The organism is Clostridium polyendosporum (assembly GCF_018332455.1).
Lineage (GTDB): Bacteria > Bacillota > Clostridia > Clostridiales > Clostridiaceae > Clostridium_AY > Clostridium_AY polyendosporum.
In genome coordinates, this window is sequence record NZ_BOPZ01000007.1 from 35,419 (window position 1) to 54,733 (window position 19,315).

Genomic DNA, 19,315 nt, shown 5'->3' on the forward strand with positions numbered 1-19,315 from the left:
TCCTCAAGCTTTTGTTATATTATCTATTTTTTATATAACCAACTAAGCCTTCACTTTGTATAATTTTCTGCATAAACTCTGGGAAAGCTTGCGCTTTGTATTCTTCATTCTTTGTAAGATTTTTTATAATACCTGCATTAAAATCTACTTCAAGCTCATTTCCATCCTCTATAGCTTTTACAGCTTCATCACATTCTAATATAGGAAGACCAATATTTATTGCATTTCTATAAAAAATTCTTGCAAAAGTTGAAGCTATAACACAGCTTACTCCACTAGCCTTTATTGCTATAGGTGCATGCTCTCTAGAAGAACCACACCCAAAATTTTTATTTGCAACCATTATATCTCCTGGTTGAACTTTCTTAACAAATGTATTATCAATATCCTCCATACAGTGACCTGCAAGCTCCTTTGGATCTGAAGTATTTAGATATCTTGCTGGTATGATTACATCAGTGTCTACATTATCTCCGTACTTAAAAACTCTTCCTCTTGCCTTCATAACTATATCCTCCTAAACTAATTCTGGGTCTGTTATTTTTCCTGTAATAGCTGATGCTGCTGCAACCGCTGGACTTGATAAATAAACTTCTGATTCTACGTGTCCCATTCTTCCTACGAAGTTTCTATTAGTTGTAGATATTGCTCTTTCTCCTGCCGCCAATATTCCCATATGTCCTCCAAGACATGGTCCACAAGTTGGTGTAGATACTACAGCTCCAGCTTCTATGAAATCTCTGATTAATCCCTCTTCCATAGCTTGAAGATATACTTTTTGAGTTCCTGGGAAAATTATAGTTCTTACATACTTGGCTACCTTTTTACCTCTTAATATAGAAGCTGCTATTCTTAAGTCCTCTAATCTTCCATTCGTACAAGATCCTATTACTACTTGATCTATCTTAACTTCACCAACATTATCAATTGTTCTAGTATTGTCAGGAAGGTGAGGGAATGCTACTGTTGGTCTTAGAGTACTTAAATCTATTTCATATACCTCATCATATTGAGCATCTTCATCAGCTTCATAAACTTTAAATTCTTTTGTTGAATGTTCCTTAATATATTCTATAGTCTTCTCATCTACTGGGAATATACCATTCTTAGCTCCAGCTTCTATAGCCATATTTGCTGCTGCAAATCTGTCATCCATTGATAAGTGCTGAATTCCATCGCCTACGAACTCCATGGACTTATATAAAGCACCGTCAACACCGATCATACCTATTATATGAAGAATTATATCCTTACCACTTACCCATTTAGCTGGCTTATTCTTAAGAACAAACTTTATTGCTGAAGGAACTTTAAACCAACACTTTCCTGTAGCCATTCCTGCTCCCATGTCTGTTGAGCCTATTCCTGTAGAGAAAGCTCCTAAAGCACCATACGTACACGTATGAGAATCTGCTCCTATTACTACATCTCCTGCAACAACTAATCCTTTTTCAGGAATTAGAACGTGTTCTATACCCATTTCACCGATTTCAAAGAAGTTTGTTATTTGTTTTTCACAAGCAAACGTTCTTATGAATTTACACTGCTCTGCAGCTTTAATATCTTTATTTGGTGTAAAGTGGTCTGGAACTATAGCAACTTTATCTTTATGAAAAACTTCGGAAACCCCTAACTTGTTAAATTCCTTGATTGCAACTGGTGAAGTAATATCATTTCCTAAAACTAAATCAAGATTTGCTTCTATAAGTTGTCCTGCCTTTACACTTTCTAAACCAGCATGTGCTGCTAATATTTTTTGAGTCATTGTCATCCCCATGTTTATCGCCTCCTAAAAATATGTTTTAACTTTTCGTTGAATATCTTTAATAAGTTTATATTCTATGGAATCTACTAAAGCAATCCAACTTGCCTCAATAATATCCCTTGAAACTCCTACATTTGTCCATTTTTCAATACCGTCTGTTGATTCAATTAATACTCTAACCTTTGCATTGGTTGCACTTTCAGAATCTAAAACTCTTACTTTATAATCTACCAGTCTTACATTTTTAAGCTGAGGATAAAATACATCTAGAGCTTTTCTTAATGCTTTATCCAAAGCATTTACTGGACCATCTCCCTCTGCAGCAGTCATCTCAGTTTTTCCATCAACAGTGATATTTATTAGTGCAGTAGAACTGAAGTTACCATTAGAAGAAGGTTGTTCTCCAATTATTTTAAAGTGATTAAGTTTAAAGAAAGGTTCATACTTACCTATGATTTTTCTCATAATCAGTTCAACAGTTCCTTCTGCCCCTTCAAATTGGTATCCTTCATACTCTAACTTCTTCAAATGTTCAGTTATTATTTTAACTTCTTCACTCTCTTTTGACATACTTGGAAATACCTTCTGAATCTCTTTAAGAATCATAGTTTTTCCGCTGACTTCAGAAACTAAAAATCTTCTTTTATTTCCTACTTGTTCTGGACTTATATGCTCATAAGAATTTGATACTTTTTCAACTGCATTGATATGCATTCCACCTTTATGCGCGAAAGCTGAACTTCCAACATAAGGTGCATCATCATTAAGTGGAATATTTGAAACTTCTGATATATATCTTGCTGTAGTTGTTAATGAACTTAGTTCTTCTTCAATACACACATCATAATTTAATTTAAATTTTAGTGTTGGTATTATTGTTGATAAATTTGCATTTCCGCATCTTTCTCCAATTCCAATAAATGTACCTTGGATATGATTTACCCCAGCAACAACTCCTTGTATTGAATTTGCAACTGCCATTCCAGCATCATTATGACAGTGTATTCCGATATTGTCTCCCAAAGTTTCATGTACATCCTTTGTTATTGACAATATTTCATTAGGTAAAGTTCCTCCGTTTGTATCACAGAGTACTAAAACACTAGCTCCAGCCTCTTTAGCTACTCTTAAGGTTTCTACAGCATACTGTTTGTTGCTCTTATATCCATCATAAAAGTGCTCACTATCAAAAATTACCTCTTTACCTTTTCCTTTTAAAAATCTAATAGAATCGGAAATCATATTTAAGTTTTCTTCTAAGGTAGTTTTCAAGACATGCATAACCTGAAAGTCCCAAGACTTACCAAATATTACCACCATCTTTGTTTCTGCCTCTAATAAATTTTTTAAACTTTTATCGTCTTCTGCCTTTATTCCAGCTCTTCGTGTACTTCCAAAGGCAACAATTTGTGAATTTTTTAATTCAATACCTTTTACTAATTTAAAAAATTCCATATCCTTAGGATTTGATCCTGGATTTCCAGCTTCTATATAATCAACTCCAAGTTTATCTAAACAGCAACATATTTTGATTTTGTCTTCTAAGGAAAAGGAAATCCCATATCCTTGGGAACCATCCCGCAAGGTTGAATCTAAAATATATATCTTCTTATTCAAAGCCCCACTCCCCTATTTACTTTATAAATTATCCTATATATTCTTCTTCAAAATAGTCACCATAAGAATTTATATCTTTACAGCCTCTCTCAAGAGCTGCTAATCCCGTCCTAACCATCTCTCTTATTCCGTACTCTTCCATAAGTTTTATTAAAGCAGATACCTTATTGTCGTCTCCTGTTAACTCAATAGTTAATGTATTTGTATCTAAATCAATTATCTTACATCTAAATACTTTTACTATATCATTAATAGCTGCTCTCTGGTTGGCATCTGCATTAACCTTTATTAGTACTAACTCTCTATAAACCGAACTTTCTGGAGCTAATTCTATTATCTTAATTACTTCTTGTAATTTATTTAACTGTTTAATAAATTGATCTAATACATCTTCTCCACCCATAAGAGTTATTGTCATTCTTGAGATTTCTGGATTTTCAGTTCGGCCTACGGATAAGCTGTCAATATTAAATCCCCTTCTCATAAATAAACCTGAAACTCTGCTCAGTACACCTGAAGAATTTTTAACTAGTACTGATAAAACATGCCTATCCATCTCAATTCCCCCTTAAAAATTTTAAAATTATTACCTTAGAATTGTCTTATTTAATATTTTCCTCAAGGTAAAAAGGTTAAAAAAATCCCACCATCAATGATATAAATCACTAAAAGTGGGATATATTATCGCCGCCTTAATCAAAAAATATCACCAGGTTCAATCAAACCTGTGCCTTTAACGGGGCTTACCGGAAATCGCCTACTTACGCCTTTGCTTTCGGGACTCAGCTCAGGAGTGATTATCATCCAGTAAAAGCATCGATTCTCACCAACCATCGACTCTCTGTGGCTTTTTATATACCAAATAACGTTCTCCATCTTAGCATTTAATTAACGGGCATTCGTTTAGTTGTCATTACATATGATTTTATTGTCCATTTTTTGTTTTGTCAATACTTTTTTACAAATAATCTATTAATTTTTTTTTGTAAACATTAACGGTTTATTAGTTAAAGTACGCTATCATTAAATATATTGTAACTTATATCAGTGAATAAATCCTTAGTGAATTTTAGGAAATAGAGTAAAATCTCAAGATTTTTCATTAGACTTTTAAATTTAACTATTTACTTTTAATATTCTCATAGAATTTAAAACTGCTAAAAGTGCTACTCCAACATGTCCAAAAACTATTTCCTACATATTAGCTATACCTAAAGCTCCTAAAACTAATATAATAAGTTTTATTCCAAGAACAAAGATAATATTCTACCATATAATAATGTTCGATTTATTTGTTAAATAAGTTATTAAATATATTTTACATAGTTCATCGATCATTATTACTACACCTATCTTTTCAATTGCTGTATCTGACCTAACCCCTCCCATAACAATTCCTATATCAGCTCTTACAAAAGCAGGTGCATCATTTATTCCGTCTCCTATAAAAATCACTTTGCCATTTTCATTTTTATTCTTTAGAAATTCCTAAAGTTTATCTACCTTACTATCCGGAATTAATTGTAAATAAATATCAGCTACCCTAAACTTCCACCTTCAAATTTTGCAATTTTTCTATCATTTGTCGTAAGCATTGCAATTTTTTTTACACCTTTTTTCTTTAATCGTTTAATTACTTGTTTTGAATTTTCTTTTATTTCATCAGAAATTATAATATAACCACTATAACTTTTATCTATAGCTATATAAATTATAGTACCAAATTCATCATTATAGTCATTATATTGCACTCTATAAGTTCTCATGAATCTATCATTACGAGCGAATATCTCTTTTTCTCCAACATTAACCTTAATCCACTTCCTCGGGATTTCCTAGAAACAATTGATGACTTCTTTATCATCCCCTCTCCAAACTCATTCATTATCGATACAGCTATAGGATGATTAGAATAAATTTCTGCATAAGCTGCATACTGTAATACTTTTTCTTTTACTAGATTTTCACTAGGATTAATTTTTAAGACTTTAAATGTATCCTTTATTAACATCTCAGTTTTATCCAAAACCACTGCTTCTACTTTGTTTAATTCTTCTAGATAGTTATCTCCTAACTAAAATACCATGCTTTGATGCTGCACCTATATGTTCAAAAAAGCTTAAAGGAATAGAAATAACTAATGCACATTGACATGAAACTATCAAGAAAGCTAATGCTCTATATATCTACTGGGAAAACGAGGTATTATCCATCACAAATAGAGACAAAAACGCAAGTACTAATGCAAAAAACTCAATAATAGGAATGTAATATTTGGGAAATCTTGCTATATTTTTTTCGTATGAGCTTTTTTATTCCCTGTATATTACAACTACATGTGGCTCTAACTTATTTATTATTTCTTTAGCCTTAATAATGTCATCATCACTTTTCCTTTTCCATTCTTGTCGCATCTTAATTCTACTAGAATTAAACAAACACACGAACAATTAATTGTTTATGTTTTTGCTTGCATTATGCTCTTTTTTCATTAAATAGGAAATACTTTTAACATATTTTGCAGAGAATTCTCTATACTTTTAGGAATAAGATGTGCAGCTTTGCTATTAGACAACTATTTTCATTCATAAATCCCTAAACTCTCAATATAATTACAAAAACTTCTCTGATTACTGGATACTACGAAATTGTGAATCTAACTTAAGTGAGATTTTACTTCATGAAGTGACAACAAAAAGAGAGACATGTAGTCTATTATTAATTAAACTACATGTCCCTTTTACTATATCCTTCTATTATTTATAAAAACAAAGTTGCTTTTTTACCCATTCTGGAACTGGATCAATAACTCGTTGGTACATCAAACTACTATTCAAACTAAATACCGAGTAATTTAACATCATTGTTTTTCTATAGTTGTACATATTTACTCCTAACTATTAATTACAAACAAATTTTACCATTAAGACAACTTATTGTAAATGTTTTTTACTTACTTGCTTTAGTAACTTAATAAAATAATAGTGTAATATCTCTTATTTTTTCTATATAAATATATATAAACTAAAAATAACAGACGAAGGTGTTTAAATATGAGTAATGATTTATTGAAGAAACTCTGCAATGATGATGTTGAGTTGAAGTCTATTATAGAATCAATACCCAAAGAAAAAATAGATATAATTCTTAATTATAGTGAAAATACAACGGATGTACTAATTAATATCGGAAAAGAGTTACTTAAGACTAGCGATTTTTTGAACGCATACTTCTACTTTAATTATATCTATAATAAATTCACCCCTTCAGATTTCAATAAAAAAGCAGTAATTGGAACATGCTATAGCTATGTATGCATAATGCTTAATAAATTAGATGAAGCATTAAAAATAACAGAAGAGTTTTTGGTTGAAGAAAAGCATTATACTAAAGATTTAAGATACAAACTTCTATTTAATAATATTCTTGCTTATAAACAGAAAGGTGACTTAGATATAGTTTTAGATAAAATTCATTATGTTGAAAGTATATTCCGATTGAATGAAGTTCATGTCTTCAACATCTTAACACTTAAAGCAAATATATTAAAAGATAAAGGTTATTTAATAAATGCAACTAAAATTCATGAAGTAATATTTGATTCATCACATAAAATTGAAAATAAGCTAATATCACTATGTAATGTTTTTGAAATTAGTATAGCTCTAAAAGATTGTGTAAATATAAAAAAATATATTAACAAATGTGAGCTTATGATTGAGGAATATTTAAAGATTCCATATAAGATTTATTCTCCATCTATATTCTACAGTATAGGCTTAACTTATAAATTTTTAAATGATTTTGAAAAAGCGAAAAAATACTTTTTACACTCTATAGAACTATCAAAGGAATATAAAAACTTCAGCATTTTTACGAAATGCCAAAATGAATTAAAAAATATTAAATGAATCTGAGCAAGCATTGAGCCTACTAAAGATACACAACTTCAACCCTTAAATAACTGAGTTATGAAGTTGTGTATCTTTAGATTGAGTGAGATTTCACTTTGTGAAATAACAACAAATATAAAAGTCATGTAATTTGAAGAATTACATGACTTTCTTATTAGGATAGATCTTTTGTAAAATTCTTGTAAACTACCATCCATTTTTCTTTGCTTTTATGCCACTTTCATTTATACCAGGCTTCTCAACAGTAGTATTATTCCTATTTTGTGCCCATTGATCTTGGCTTTTTGTTCCATTAGTCTTAAATGTTTCTTTTGTATGTACCTTTTCATGTTTTGATTTCATATTACAAACCTCCCAAAATAATACTCATATGTTGTAAACATCCAAATTCATCATTCAATTTTAAAAAGAACTTAGTTATTATTTTATGAAATTCATTAAATAATGAACTTGTTTGTATTTAGTATGTCTATAAATTTATCAAAGTAAACCTGTTAAGATAAACGCATTTAATTCTTAAGAAGAATTAAAATTATATTATTTATACAGTTACATTTATTTTATTGTAAACAAATCGCTAATTTTAATTAGTTTTCTTCAAGCTTTCCAAAAACTTAAATAAAATATAATTACCCACTTTACGATATATATATGGCAAAAAATGATTATACCATTTAACAGCATAATCATGATTCTTCTCATCATCATAGGAATTATAGAAATTATTTACAAGATAACTCATTATAGCTTCTTTAAGTATAAAGTAAGGTTACTCTCTGTTCTTAATTAACCTAATATGCACAACTTCATCACTTCTCTTTCTCTTTAATATCCTTATTACTTTCTGCTATTTCTTTCAATGCCTCTGCCTGAACACCAATCATACTCAAATTGTCACCTAATAATATAAAAAATTGTCCTAATACTACTTGTTGCTTTGGAGTTAAGCCTATTGACATCTGTATAGCAATCAAGCTAGTAAATACAGGTAATTCTTCTGGAGATAAATCAAAAAGTGTCATGCTATCCCTCTAAAACTATTACTCTAGCTATATTTTATTTCTCCCAAGAAAAAAGTTGTTACTTTTTACATACTTATTATTAAAAGTATAGTAATTTACATGATATAAAAGTTGTAAAAAATTCGAATTAATATCGTTCCCTTACTATTGTTAGATTTCACTTTATAAAATCATAGCAATAAGAGTTAAAGGGCATCGAACTCTTTTACTGTTGTCAGATAATAAAAAAACCTTTTACAACACTTTATATGCTGTAAAAGGTTTTTTTACTTAACTCTTAGCCATTAACTTTACCATAACTGCCTTTTGAACATGGAGTCTATTTTCAGCCTCTTCAAATATCTCTTTTTCATGCTCTTCAAGGATTTCTTCTGTTATTTCTTCACCTCTGTGAGCTGGAAGACAATGAAGTACAAGAGAATCCTTATTTGTTAAATTCATAAGCTCTCTATTTATTTGGAAGCCTTCAAAAGCTGCCTTTCTTTTTTTAACTTCCTCTTCCTGTCCCATGCTTACCCAAACATCTGTTATCAATACATCTGCTCCAGTAGCAGCTTCCTTTGGTGAATTAACAAGGTATAACTTACCTTTAGACTCTTTTTCTATTTCCTTAACTTCATCAATTATATGAGCTTGTGGTTCAAACCCTTCTGGTGTTGCTATAGCTATATTCATACCAAGTTTTAAACAACCAACCATTAATGAATTAGCCATATTGTTTCCATCACCTATAAATGCTACTTTTAACCCTTCGAATTTTCTCTTAAATTCCTTAATTGTTAAAAGGTCTGCAAGAACCTGACATGGATGTTCATCGTCAGTAAGTCCATTGATTACAGGAACGGAAGAATAATAAGCTAATTCTTCTACTTCCTTTTGTGAATATGTTCTTATCATTATCCCATCCACATATCTTGATAATACTCTTGCAGTATCTTTTATTGGTTCTCCTCTTCCCATCTGAATATCTTTAGAACTTAAAAACAATGCGTGACCTCCAAGCTGATACATTCCTACCTCGAAGGATACACGTGTTCTTGTTGATGATTTCTGAAATATCATCCCTAAAGTTTTTCCTCTAAGACGATCATGAGGAATTCCGTGTCTTGTTTCATATTTAAGTTGTTCAGCCAACTCTAATATCTCAATTATTTCTTGTTTAGAATAATCATTAAGCTTAAGTAGATGTTTCTTATTCATATTATTCCTCCCTCCCCCAAAACTAACTGAATTTTTAATTAAATTTTATATACATTGTACCAAAAGTTCTACGCCCTTTTTAATTTCTTCTTCACTAATTGTTAAAGGCGGTAAAAGTCTTACGACATTTTGTCCTGCAGTAAGAATTAATAGTCCATTAGATAGTGCCTTTTCCTGAGCTAGCTTGCTCTCACCTTCAATCTCTATACCTATCATTAATCCTTTTCCTCTTACCTCTTTAATCTTTGGTGAATTTAATCCTTTTATTGCTTCCATAAGAAGCTGTCCTTTTTTCTCAATTTCTTCTAAGAAACCTTCACTACAAACTTCATCTAGTACCACAGCAGATGCAGTAAGCGCCACTGGGTTACCTCCAAATGTTGAACCATGGTCTCCTTTTTTAAAGGTATGTTCTACTTTTTCTCCTGCTAGTATAGCTCCGATAGGTAATCCGCCACCTAAGCCTTTAGCAAGTGTTACTATATCAGGCATAACATCAAAATGATTAAAACCAAAGAACTTTCCTGTTCTTCCTACTCCACACTGTACTTCATCAAACATAAGAAGTATATCTTTTTCTTTGCATAATTCTGCTACTTGCTTAACAAATTCCTTTTGAAGAGGATGCACTCCTCCCTCTCCCTGAATTGCTTCCATCATTATTCCACATACTGTTCCATCTAATTCATTAACAAGTGCTTCGAAATTACTTGCTTCTACATATTTAAACCCTTGAGGAAATGGAAAGAAATAGTTATGGAACTTTTCTTGTCCCGTAGCTGTTAAAGCTGCAAGAGTTCTACCGTGGAAAGATTGTTTTAAAGTAATGATAGTACCCCTACCTTCACCATATTTTTCAAAGCTATACTTTCTAGCAAGCTTTATAGCACCTTCATTTGCTTCAGCTCCTGAGTTGCTGTAGAATACCCTCTTCATTCCACTTCTTTGTATAAGCTTTTGTCCTGCTTCTATAGTTGAAGTGTTGTAGAATATGTTTGATACATGAAAAACCTTATGAAGCTGTTCTGTAATAGCCTCTATAAGCTTCTTGTTTCCATATCCTAATGATGATACTCCTATTCCACTAGTAAAATCAATATATTCCTTACCATTTACATCGTAGAGGTAACTTCCCTCTCCCTTTTCAATTGCTATATCTAGCTGTCCGTAAGTGTCCATAAAGAAGCTGTTCCATAATTCTTTATAATCTTTCATCGCTTCCTCCTGTATTTATCAACTTATTTTAATTTATCAATTTAATTTCAAATCTATATAATCTAACCGCCAATAAACTCTTGGATTACTGATAAATCATAGTTCCTATACCACGGTCTGAGAACAATTCAATTAAAATGGAGTGAGGAATTCTACCATCTATGATATGTACCTTCTTAACACCATTTCTTACTGTTTCAACGCAGCTTTCTATTTTAGGTATCATACCTCCACTAATGATCTTCTCCTCCATAAGCTCTGGAACTTCACTTACCTTTAATTCTGAAATAAGAGTTTCTTCGCTACTTGGATCTCTTAAAAGTCCTGGAACATCAGTAAGAAGTATAAACTTTTCAGCTTTTAGTGCTGAAGCTATCTTTGCTGCTGCTACATCACCATTTATATTATAAGTTCTGCCATCTTCTCCGATTCCAACAGTTGCGATAACAGCAATATATCCTTCTTTCAAGCAGTTATCAACAACTTCCGTATTAACCTTTTTAACTTCACCAACAAAACCTAGATCTTCTTCACCTTCATGCTTTTCTGTTAGAAGCATGTTTCCATCTATACCACAAAGACCAATTGCTTTACCACCATTAGAGTTAATTAGAAAAACTAAATCTTTATTAACTTTACCTGCTAAAACCATTTGAACCACTTCAATTGTTTCCTCATCAGTATAGCGAAGTCCATTAACAAACTTAGCTTTCTTTCCTAGTTTTCCTAGGAAGTTATTAATTTCTGGACCTCCACCATGAACAAGTACTACATTTATTCCAACACAGCTCATAAGGATTAAGTCATTAATTACTGCCTCCTTTAAGCCTTGATTCTTCATAGCACTTCCACCATATTTTACTACAACGGTTTTCCCATAGTACTCCTTAATATATGGAAGAGCTTGAATCAGCGTATTCGCCTTTTCTAAATCTATTTTATTCAAATTTGTCACCTCTCCATACCTTTATCTTAAGTTCTATAGTCACCGTTTATTCTTACATATTCATAACTTAAATCGCAGCCCCAAGCCATTCCTTCTTCTTCTCCCATCTTAAGGTCGATAAGAATAGAAACTTCACTTTCTCCAAGAACTTCTTTAGCTTTTTCTTCACTGAAAGGCATAGCCATTCCGTCCTTGCATACTTCAACAAATCCCTTAATACTATCAAAAGCAACATCAACTGTATCTGTATTTAGTTCCTCTCCTGAATAACCAAGGGCACATAAAATTCTTCCCCAGTTTGCATCTGCACCAAACATAGCAGTTTTAACAAGGCTAGAAGTTATAACTGATTTTGCTAAAGCAACTGCATGATTTTCGTCTAATGCACCTTTAACATAACATTCTATAAGCTTAGTAGCACCTTCTCCATCTCTTGCAATAAGCTTTGAAAGTTCTATACAAACATACTTTAAAGCATGTAAAAATTTATAGTAGTACTCAGTTTTTCCAGTTATTCTATCATTACCTGCTTTTCCATTAGCTAAGATAGCTACCATATCATTTGTACTTGTGTCTCCGTCAACACTTATTCTATTAAAACTTTTATTTGTAACATTAGCTAATGCTTCTTGTAAAAGCTCTCCATCAATATTTATATCTGTAGTTATAAAACCAAGCATAGTAGCCATATTAGGATGAATCATTCCTGAACCTTTAGCCATGGCTCCTATAGTTACCTTTTTATCATCTATCATTATAGATACTGCCAATTCTTTTTTCATTGTATCTGTCGTCATAATGGCTTCTCTTGCATCTATATTTCCACTTCTTCTAATAGAACCTGCTAATTCTTCCATACCAGCTTCTATAAGCTGTATATTAAGAGGCACCCCAATAACTCCAGTAGATGCTACTACCACATTTTCCTTTGTTATGTTTAACTTTTCTCCTACAAGCTCTGCCATTCTGTTAGCTTTATAAATGCCATCATCTCCTGTACAAGTATTGGCATTACCACTATTTACAATAATAGCCTGAGCTTTTTTATCTACTAAGTGGTTTTTTGTAACTATAAGCGGAGCTCCCTTAACCTTGTTTTGAGTATAAACTGCTACTGCATCACACATAGTTTCTGAATAAATTAGAGCTAAGTCTTTTTTATCCTTTTTCTTTTTTAATCCGCAATGTATGCCTGCAGCCAAGAAACCTTTAGGAGCTGTAACTCCTCCTTTTAGTATCTCCATGTCATTTCCTCCTAACTTTTTAAAAGGCTGGTGCAAGAAGCTTTAATCCCTTCTGCTCATCAAAACCCATCATTATATTTAAATTCTGTACCGCTTGACCTGCTGCTCCTTTAACCATATTATCTATAGTTGAGCAAATTATAACCTTTTTAGTTCTCTCATCAGAATGAACTGATATATGACATAAATTTGAGAATTTTACATTCTTTAAAGCAACTGCCTCGCCTAAAGGAAGTACTTTCACAAAAGGTTCATTTGCATAATAGTTGCTTAGTTCCTTATGAATTTCCTCAGTAGTAACCCCCTCAACAGCGTCACAATAAATAGTTGAAAGTATTCCTCTATTTATTGGAAGAAGATGTGGTGTAAATGTTACTGGAACATCTTCACCTGCAGCAATACTTAAATTTTGTTCAATTTCTGGAATGTGTCTATGACTTCCAATTTTATATGCTGAGAAGTTTTCGTTACATTCTGGGAAATGTGTTCCTAATGAAAGTCCTCTCCCAGCTCCTGTAACACCTGACTTTGAATCAGCAACTATACCTTTTTTACTTACTAAACTTTTCTTTAAAAGAGGCATTAAAGGAAGAGATATACTAGTTGGATAACAACCTGGATTTGCTATTAATCTTGCTTCTTTAATCTTCTCTCTATTAAACTCTGGAAGTCCATAAACAGCTTCACCATGAAGCTCTTTAACTGCAAAAGGTTTTCCGTACCATTTTTCATACGCTTCTTCATTAACAAGTCTAAAGTCTGCACCAAGATCTACTACTTTTTTACCTGCACTTAATGCTTTACTTGCTATTTCTTCACTTAATCCATGAGGAAGAGCTAAGAATAAAAAGTCACTTTTTTCTATTACTTTTTCTGCACTCTCACACTTTAGAGAACAAATAGAATAAAGGTTTCCGTAAACTTCCTCTATTCCCTTACCTTCAAAGGATGTAGAGCTTAATCCAACAAGCTCTACATCATCATGATTTAAAAGAATTCTTATTAGTTCCACTCCTACATACCCTGTAGAACCGATTATTCCTATCTTTAACTTACTCAAAATATCACTCCTAACTTACTCCGCTTTTTTTATAAAAGCATCAAGTTCATCAAGTTGTATTCTTAAAGATGACGTACTCGGTCCACCTATTACTCTTCTTCTTTCTACACAGTTAGAAAGATCAAGTGCGTCATAAATATCCTCATCAAAAATACTAGAAAAACTTTTAAATTCTTCAATTGTTAATTCTTCAAGAGATTTATCTTTTGCTATAGAATAGAATACAAGTTTACCCATAACTTCATGAGCATCTCTAAAAGGCATTCCTTTTTTTACAAGATAATCAGCACCGTCAGTAGCATTTGTAAACCCTTCACCAGCTGACTTTCTCATTCTATCTTTATTTACCTTTATTGTTGCTAGCATATTAGCAAATATTTCTAAACAAATCTTAACATTATCAACACTATCAAAGATCGCTTCCTTATCTTCCTGCATATCTTTGTTGTATGCAAGAGGAAGTCCCTTCATCATTGTTAAAAGAGTTATAAGATTTCCATATACTCTTCCGCACTTACCTCTAACAAGCTCTGCAACATCTGGGTTTTTCTTTTGAGGCATTATACTTGATCCTGTTGAGTATGCATCGTCTAGTTCTATATAACCAAACTCTGTAGTACACCAAAGAATTATTTCCTCAGAAAACCTTGAAAGATGCATTGCTATTAATGATAAACAGCTATTTAGTTCTATTGCAAAATCCCTATCAGATACTCCATCTAAGCTATTTAATGTTACATCTGAGAAACCTAAAAGCTCCATTACCATATATCTATCAAGATTGTAGGTAGTAGTTGCAAGAGCACCACTGCCAAGAGGCATATAATCCATTCTCTTATAGCAGTCTGTAAGTCTTTCATAATCTCTCTTAAACATTTCAGCATAAGCAAGTAAATGATGGCAGAAGTTTATTGGTTGTGCTTTTTGAAGATGTGTATATCCTGGCATTATAGTATGCATATTTTCTCTTCCAAGAGTGAATATAACTTTTTCAAGCTTTACTATAAGCTTCTTAAGATTTAACACTTCCTTCTTAAGATACATCCTTAAATCTAAAGCAACTTGGTCATTTCTACTTCTTCCAGTGTGAAGTTTTTTACCTACTTCTCCTATCTTAGCAGTAAGTAAAGTTTCCACATTCATATGAATATCTTCAGCTGCTTCTGAAAGCTCAACTTCACCATTTTTAATTCCCTCAAGAATTTCATTTAATCCATTGATAATAGCTTCAAGTTCTTGTTCATTTAATATTCCAATAGAACATAACATTTTAGCATGAGCCATGCTGCCAACGATGTCCTCTTCATAAAGCCTATAGTCAAAGGATATAGAGGAATTAAAGGAATTCATTATCTTATCCGTTTCCTTCTGGAATCTTCCTCCCCAAAGTTTCATTTACTCTCCTCCTTAAATCATCATCTGATAGTATATATTATTTCTTATCTATAAGCTTAGCCTTTACTGCTATTGGTAATCCAAATAGATTGATAAATCCTTCTGCATCCTTTTGGTCATAAACTTCATCTTCTCCAAAAGTAGCTATTTCTTCACTGTAAAGAGAATATGGTGAAGTAATTCCAGCAGTTAAGATATTTCCTTTATATAACTTAAGCTTAACTTCTCCTGTTACCGTTTCTTGAGTCTTATCAACAAAAGCACTTAATGCTTCTCTTAAAGGAGTGTACCATTGTCCGAAGTATACTAACTCTCCAAACTTTACACTTACTAATTCCTTATAGTGAGCTGTTTCTCTATCTAAGCAAAGAGATTCTATTTCTTTATGAGCATAGTAAAGAATTGTTCCACCTGGAGTTTCGTAAACACCTCTTGACTTCATTCCAACAAGTCTGTTTTCAACTAGATCAACAATTCCTATACCATTCTTTCCACCAAGTTCATTAAGCTTTTGAATAATTTCTACTGGTGAGTACTCTACTCCATCTATCTTTGTAGGAATACCCTTTTCAAAAGATAATGTTACATACGTTGGCTCATCTGGAGCTTTTTCTGGTGATACTGAAAGTTCTAGTATCTTGTCATACATAGGTTCATTTGCTGGATCTTCAAGATCTAATCCCTCATGGCTTAAATGCCAAAGGTTTCTGTCTTTACTATAGTTTGTTTCTCTTGTAAGTTTTATTGGTATATTCTTTTCTATTGCATAGTCTATTTCTTCATCTCTTGACTTTATATCCCATAATCTCCATGGCGCTATTATTTTCATACCTGGAGCAAAAGCCTTTATTCCTAACTCAAATCTAACTTGGTCATTTCCTTTTCCCGTACATCCATGAGCGATAGCATCTGCATTTTCCTTTGCAGCGATTTCAACTAATCTCTTAGCTATTATAGGTCTTGCAAATGATGTTCCAAGTAAATACTTTCCTTCATAAACTGCATTTGCTTTTAGACATGGTATAATAAATTCATTTACTAATTCTTCTTTTAAATCTTCTATATAAAGTTTAGAAGCTCCCGTACCTATTGCTCTTTCCTCTAAACCTGATAGTTCTTCTCCCTGTCCTAAATCAGCAGCCATAGCTATAACTTCACATCCATCGTAATTTTCCTTAAGCCATGGTATTATTATTGAAGTATCTAATCCTCCAGAGTATGCTAAAACAACTTTTTTTATCTTATCCATAAAATTCCCTCCAATGTTCTCTAGTTATTCGCGTGTTATAATTATACAACACTATTTCATAATTATGCAAGATTTTTATACATATTTTTTATCTTTATCCTGTAATTTTTTATTCTTAAACCATCCTCATATACTCATCTCAATATCCCAAATCCAAAAATTAGTATTTTTTTATTACAATAGAAAACTCTACTAAAACCTTTTCATTTTTCTTTGCATATTTATACTCTACTTTCTGTATAAATATGCATAAAAAATGTATTGTGTTACAACTTGATTATATTAATAATGTCTAAAATTAGATACTATAATTTTTTAACAAATTAATAATAAACAATTATAAATTATAGTACTTCGTAGTTATATTATATCCATAAGCCTAGTAATTATATTTTTATAATAAATCTAAAAATTTAACAATAAATAAAAAAATAAAGCTGAATAGACATAGAGTCTACTTAGCTTTAGTCGGATTTTACTTTATGAAATAACAACAATAAAATTAGCTTGTTATTAAGTTTCTAATTATCTACAACATTCTATTATTCTGAATTATTTCTGTGCATTAACTTTCATTTTATTGTTTATTAATAGTTATTTGTTGATAATTATATTTAATAAAGATTATGGATATACTATTAATGTTATATATGCTATAATTGACCAAGTTGTGATATGTATTTTTACCAAGAAGGAGTCTACAGTATGGAATTAATAGAACATGAGTATATATTTACAGATGATAAAACAAAGATTAATTTAAATGCAGTTCATAACTTATTAAAGCAGTCTCACTGGGCACAAAATAGACCGCTAGAAATTATAGCAAAATCAATAGAAAATTCTCTTTGTTTTTCAATTCACCATGACAATGTTCAAATTGGATTTGCAAGAGTTGTAAGTGATTGTGCTGTTTATAGCTTAATATCCGATGTAATAATTGATGAGAAATATAGAGGGACTGGTTTAGGCAAAAAGTTTATTAACTTTATTAGCAATCATCCCACTATAAAGGACACAAGTAGAGTCCTTTGGACTAGATATGCAGAAAACTTATATCTACAGTGTGATTTTAAAGAAGAAAACCATTATAAATTTTTATTTAAAAGACCTTAATAATAATCAATATTAATGATTAGAAATCACCATCTTAATACATACTAAAAACCTTGTTCACAAAAAGTGAACAAGGTTTTTTATAATCTATGCTATCTTTTTAATAGATTCTGTATATTTTAGTGCTTTTACAGAGTTAAATTCACCTTCCCATTTAGACATAATAACTGCAGCTAAAGAGTTACCAATAACATTAACAGCTGTTCTTGCCATGTCAAGGATACGGTCAATTCCTGCTATAAACGCTACTCCTTCTAATGGAATACCTACTGAGCCAAGAGTAGCTAGTAATACAACGAAGGATGCGCCTGGTACCCCTGCCATACCCTTTGAAGTAACCATAAGTACAAGTACTAAGTTAATTTGGGTAGCTAATGGTAAGTGTATACCGTATATTTGAGCAATAAATAATGCTGCAATTGCTTGATATAATGTAGAGCCATCTAAATTAAATGTATATCCAGTTGGAATAACAAATGAAGTAATTGCTTTTGGACAACCGAACTTCTCCATTTTCTCCATAATCTTTGGTAACACTGACTCAGAACTTGCTGTTGTATAAGCAAGAATAAGTTCATCCTTTAAAACTTTCATAAGTGTTATGATGCTTGTACCAGCCATCTTTGCAACTAAACCAAGTACAACAACCACAAATAAAATCATAGCTCCATAAACAGTAATAATTAATTTTCCTAAAGGAATTAAAGAAGCAACTCCAAACTTTGAAACTGTTACACCTATTAGTGCAAATACTCCAAATGGAGCAACCTTCATAATTTGATTAGTCACCCAGAACATTGTATCTGCTACCCCTTGGAAAAAAGCAAGAACTGGCTTTCCTTTTTCTCCAATAGCTGCAACTCCTGAACCAAATAAAACTGAGAAAAATATAATTGCAAGCAAGTTTCCACTAGTAAGAGCTTCAAATACATTACTTGGAACAATATTTATAAATGTATCTGCAAAGCCATGGCTAGCTGCTTTTTCTGCAGTATCCATATAATTTTTAACATTAGTTTGTGATAGCTCATGTATATTTATGCCTGAACCTGGGTGTACAACATTAGCCACTAATAATCCAATAACTATAGCAATTGTAGTAACTACCTCAAAATAAAGAATAGTTTTTCCACCTAACTTACCAAGCTTCTTCATATCACCTACACCAGCGATACCAACAACAAGTGATGAAAGTACAATTGGAACAACTATCATTTTAATTAAACGAATAAAAATATCCCCTATTGGCTTTAAAAAGGCTTCTACAGCAGGATTACCATAGAAAACTGCACCTACCATAATACCTAATACTAGTCCAATAACAATCTGAACTGCTAATCCAAACTTTTTCATTTTATAAAATTTCCCCCTTATAACTTTTAATTTACCTCACTTTTCCGCCATATACTAACTTAAATTAACATGATTGAATTTTATAACCCAACCTACAAAAAACAACAAAAATCTACAAGGTGATTTTAAATAATTTTTAAAAACCATTTTTCAGAATATTCTTATATAGATATGCAAAATTTACGAAAAAACATTGCATATGAAAGCTACTTGCTGTCA

The 19,315-nt window shown here is 31.6% G+C and carries 19 protein-coding genes; 2 read left to right on the forward strand and 17 right to left on the reverse strand.

From position 1 onward, the window contains the following. Positions 1-19: 19 nt before the first annotated feature. The 7 genes from leuD to CPJCM30710_RS05780 form a co-directional block, all read right to left on the reverse strand. The gene (gene leuD, locus CPJCM30710_RS05750) at positions 20-505 is read right to left on the reverse strand and encodes a 3-isopropylmalate dehydratase small subunit (RefSeq protein ID WP_212903226.1); all 486 of its coding nucleotides are present in this window, start codon (positions 503-505) and stop codon (positions 20-22) included. A 12-nt stretch (positions 506-517) separates the two neighbouring features. Then, complete coding sequence (gene leuC, locus CPJCM30710_RS05755) at positions 518-1,783, reverse strand: 3-isopropylmalate dehydratase large subunit (protein ID WP_212903311.1); 1,266 nt, start codon at positions 1,781-1,783, stop codon at positions 518-520. Between the two features lie 6 nt (positions 1,784-1,789). Further along, complete coding sequence (gene cimA, locus CPJCM30710_RS05760) at positions 1,790-3,382, reverse strand: citramalate synthase (RefSeq protein ID WP_212903227.1); 1,593 nt, start codon at positions 3,380-3,382, stop codon at positions 1,790-1,792. Between the two features lie 28 nt (positions 3,383-3,410). After that, positions 3,411-3,938 carry an acetolactate synthase small subunit gene (gene ilvN, locus CPJCM30710_RS05765; RefSeq protein ID WP_212903228.1) on the reverse strand — a complete coding sequence of 176 codons (528 nt, stop codon included), beginning with the start codon at positions 3,936-3,938 and terminating at the stop codon, positions 3,411-3,413. Positions 3,939-4,648: 710 nt separating this feature from the next. After that, positions 4,649-4,837 (reverse strand): hypothetical protein, encoded by a 189-nt coding sequence (locus CPJCM30710_RS05770; RefSeq protein ID WP_212903229.1) that lies wholly within the window; start codon positions 4,835-4,837, stop codon positions 4,649-4,651. 83 nt (positions 4,838-4,920) lie between these two features. Further along, positions 4,921-5,148 (reverse strand): HAD family hydrolase, encoded by a 228-nt coding sequence (locus CPJCM30710_RS05775; protein ID WP_212903312.1) that lies wholly within the window; start codon positions 5,146-5,148, stop codon positions 4,921-4,923. Further along, positions 5,145-5,408, reverse strand: a complete 264-nt coding sequence (locus CPJCM30710_RS05780; protein ID WP_212903230.1) for a hypothetical protein — start codon at positions 5,406-5,408, stop codon at positions 5,145-5,147. The genes CPJCM30710_RS05775 and CPJCM30710_RS05780 overlap by 4 nt, the downstream gene beginning before the upstream one ends. A gap of 1,027 nt (positions 5,409-6,435) precedes the next feature. Here CPJCM30710_RS05780 and CPJCM30710_RS05785 point away from each other — a divergent pair. Next, positions 6,436-7,293 (forward strand): tetratricopeptide repeat protein, encoded by an 858-nt coding sequence (locus tag CPJCM30710_RS05785; protein WP_212903231.1) that lies wholly within the window; start codon positions 6,436-6,438, stop codon positions 7,291-7,293. Positions 7,294-7,482: 189 nt separating this feature from the next. Here CPJCM30710_RS05785 and CPJCM30710_RS05790 read toward each other — a convergent pair whose 3' ends face one another. The 9 genes from CPJCM30710_RS05790 to CPJCM30710_RS05830 all read right to left on the reverse strand — a co-directional run bounded on the left by CPJCM30710_RS05790 (position 7,483) and on the right by CPJCM30710_RS05830 (position 16,627). Next, positions 7,483-7,638, reverse strand: coding sequence for a hypothetical protein (locus tag CPJCM30710_RS05790; protein WP_212903232.1), 156 nt, complete (start codon positions 7,636-7,638; stop codon positions 7,483-7,485). Between the two features lie 467 nt (positions 7,639-8,105). Beyond that, complete coding sequence (locus CPJCM30710_RS05795) at positions 8,106-8,318, reverse strand: hypothetical protein (protein WP_212903233.1); 213 nt, start codon at positions 8,316-8,318, stop codon at positions 8,106-8,108. A 270-nt stretch (positions 8,319-8,588) separates the two neighbouring features. Further along, positions 8,589-9,518, reverse strand: a complete 930-nt coding sequence (argF, locus tag CPJCM30710_RS05800) for an ornithine carbamoyltransferase (RefSeq protein WP_212903234.1) — start codon at positions 9,516-9,518, stop codon at positions 8,589-8,591. A gap of 45 nt (positions 9,519-9,563) precedes the next feature. Further along, positions 9,564-10,733 carry an aspartate aminotransferase family protein gene (locus CPJCM30710_RS05805; RefSeq protein ID WP_212903235.1) on the reverse strand — a complete coding sequence of 390 codons (1,170 nt, stop codon included), beginning with the start codon at positions 10,731-10,733 and terminating at the stop codon, positions 9,564-9,566. Positions 10,734-10,818: 85 nt separating this feature from the next. Beyond that, on the reverse strand, positions 10,819-11,679 hold the full coding sequence (gene argB / locus CPJCM30710_RS05810; protein ID WP_212903236.1) for an acetylglutamate kinase: 861 nt from the start codon (positions 11,677-11,679) through the stop codon (positions 10,819-10,821). 26 nt (positions 11,680-11,705) lie between these two features. Further along, entirely contained in the window at positions 11,706-12,923 is a 1,218-nt protein-coding gene (argJ, locus tag CPJCM30710_RS05815; protein ID WP_212903237.1) for a bifunctional glutamate N-acetyltransferase/amino-acid acetyltransferase ArgJ, read from the reverse strand. 19 nt (positions 12,924-12,942) lie between these two features. Further along, positions 12,943-13,983, reverse strand: a complete 1,041-nt coding sequence (gene argC / locus CPJCM30710_RS05820; protein ID WP_212903238.1) for an N-acetyl-gamma-glutamyl-phosphate reductase — start codon at positions 13,981-13,983, stop codon at positions 12,943-12,945. Positions 13,984-13,998: 15 nt separating this feature from the next. Next, entirely contained in the window at positions 13,999-15,378 is a 1,380-nt protein-coding gene (argH, locus tag CPJCM30710_RS05825) for an argininosuccinate lyase (protein WP_212903239.1), read from the reverse strand. 37 nt (positions 15,379-15,415) lie between these two features. Further along, a complete protein-coding gene (locus CPJCM30710_RS05830) occupies positions 15,416-16,627 on the reverse strand; it encodes an argininosuccinate synthase (protein ID WP_212903240.1) in 1,212 nt (403 codons plus the stop codon). Between the two features lie 705 nt (positions 16,628-17,332). Between CPJCM30710_RS05830 and CPJCM30710_RS05835 the strand changes: the two genes are divergently transcribed. Continuing rightward, positions 17,333-17,743 carry a GNAT family N-acetyltransferase gene (locus CPJCM30710_RS05835; protein WP_212903241.1) on the forward strand — a complete coding sequence of 137 codons (411 nt, stop codon included), beginning with the start codon at positions 17,333-17,335 and terminating at the stop codon, positions 17,741-17,743. Between the two features lie 87 nt (positions 17,744-17,830). Here the strand turns inward: CPJCM30710_RS05835 and CPJCM30710_RS05840 are convergent, their stop codons facing one another. Further along, positions 17,831-19,096: a cation:dicarboxylate symporter family transporter gene (locus CPJCM30710_RS05840; RefSeq protein WP_212903242.1), complete on the reverse strand. Its 1,266-nt coding sequence runs from the start codon at positions 19,094-19,096 to the stop codon at positions 17,831-17,833. Between the last annotated feature and the right edge of the window lie 219 nt (positions 19,097-19,315).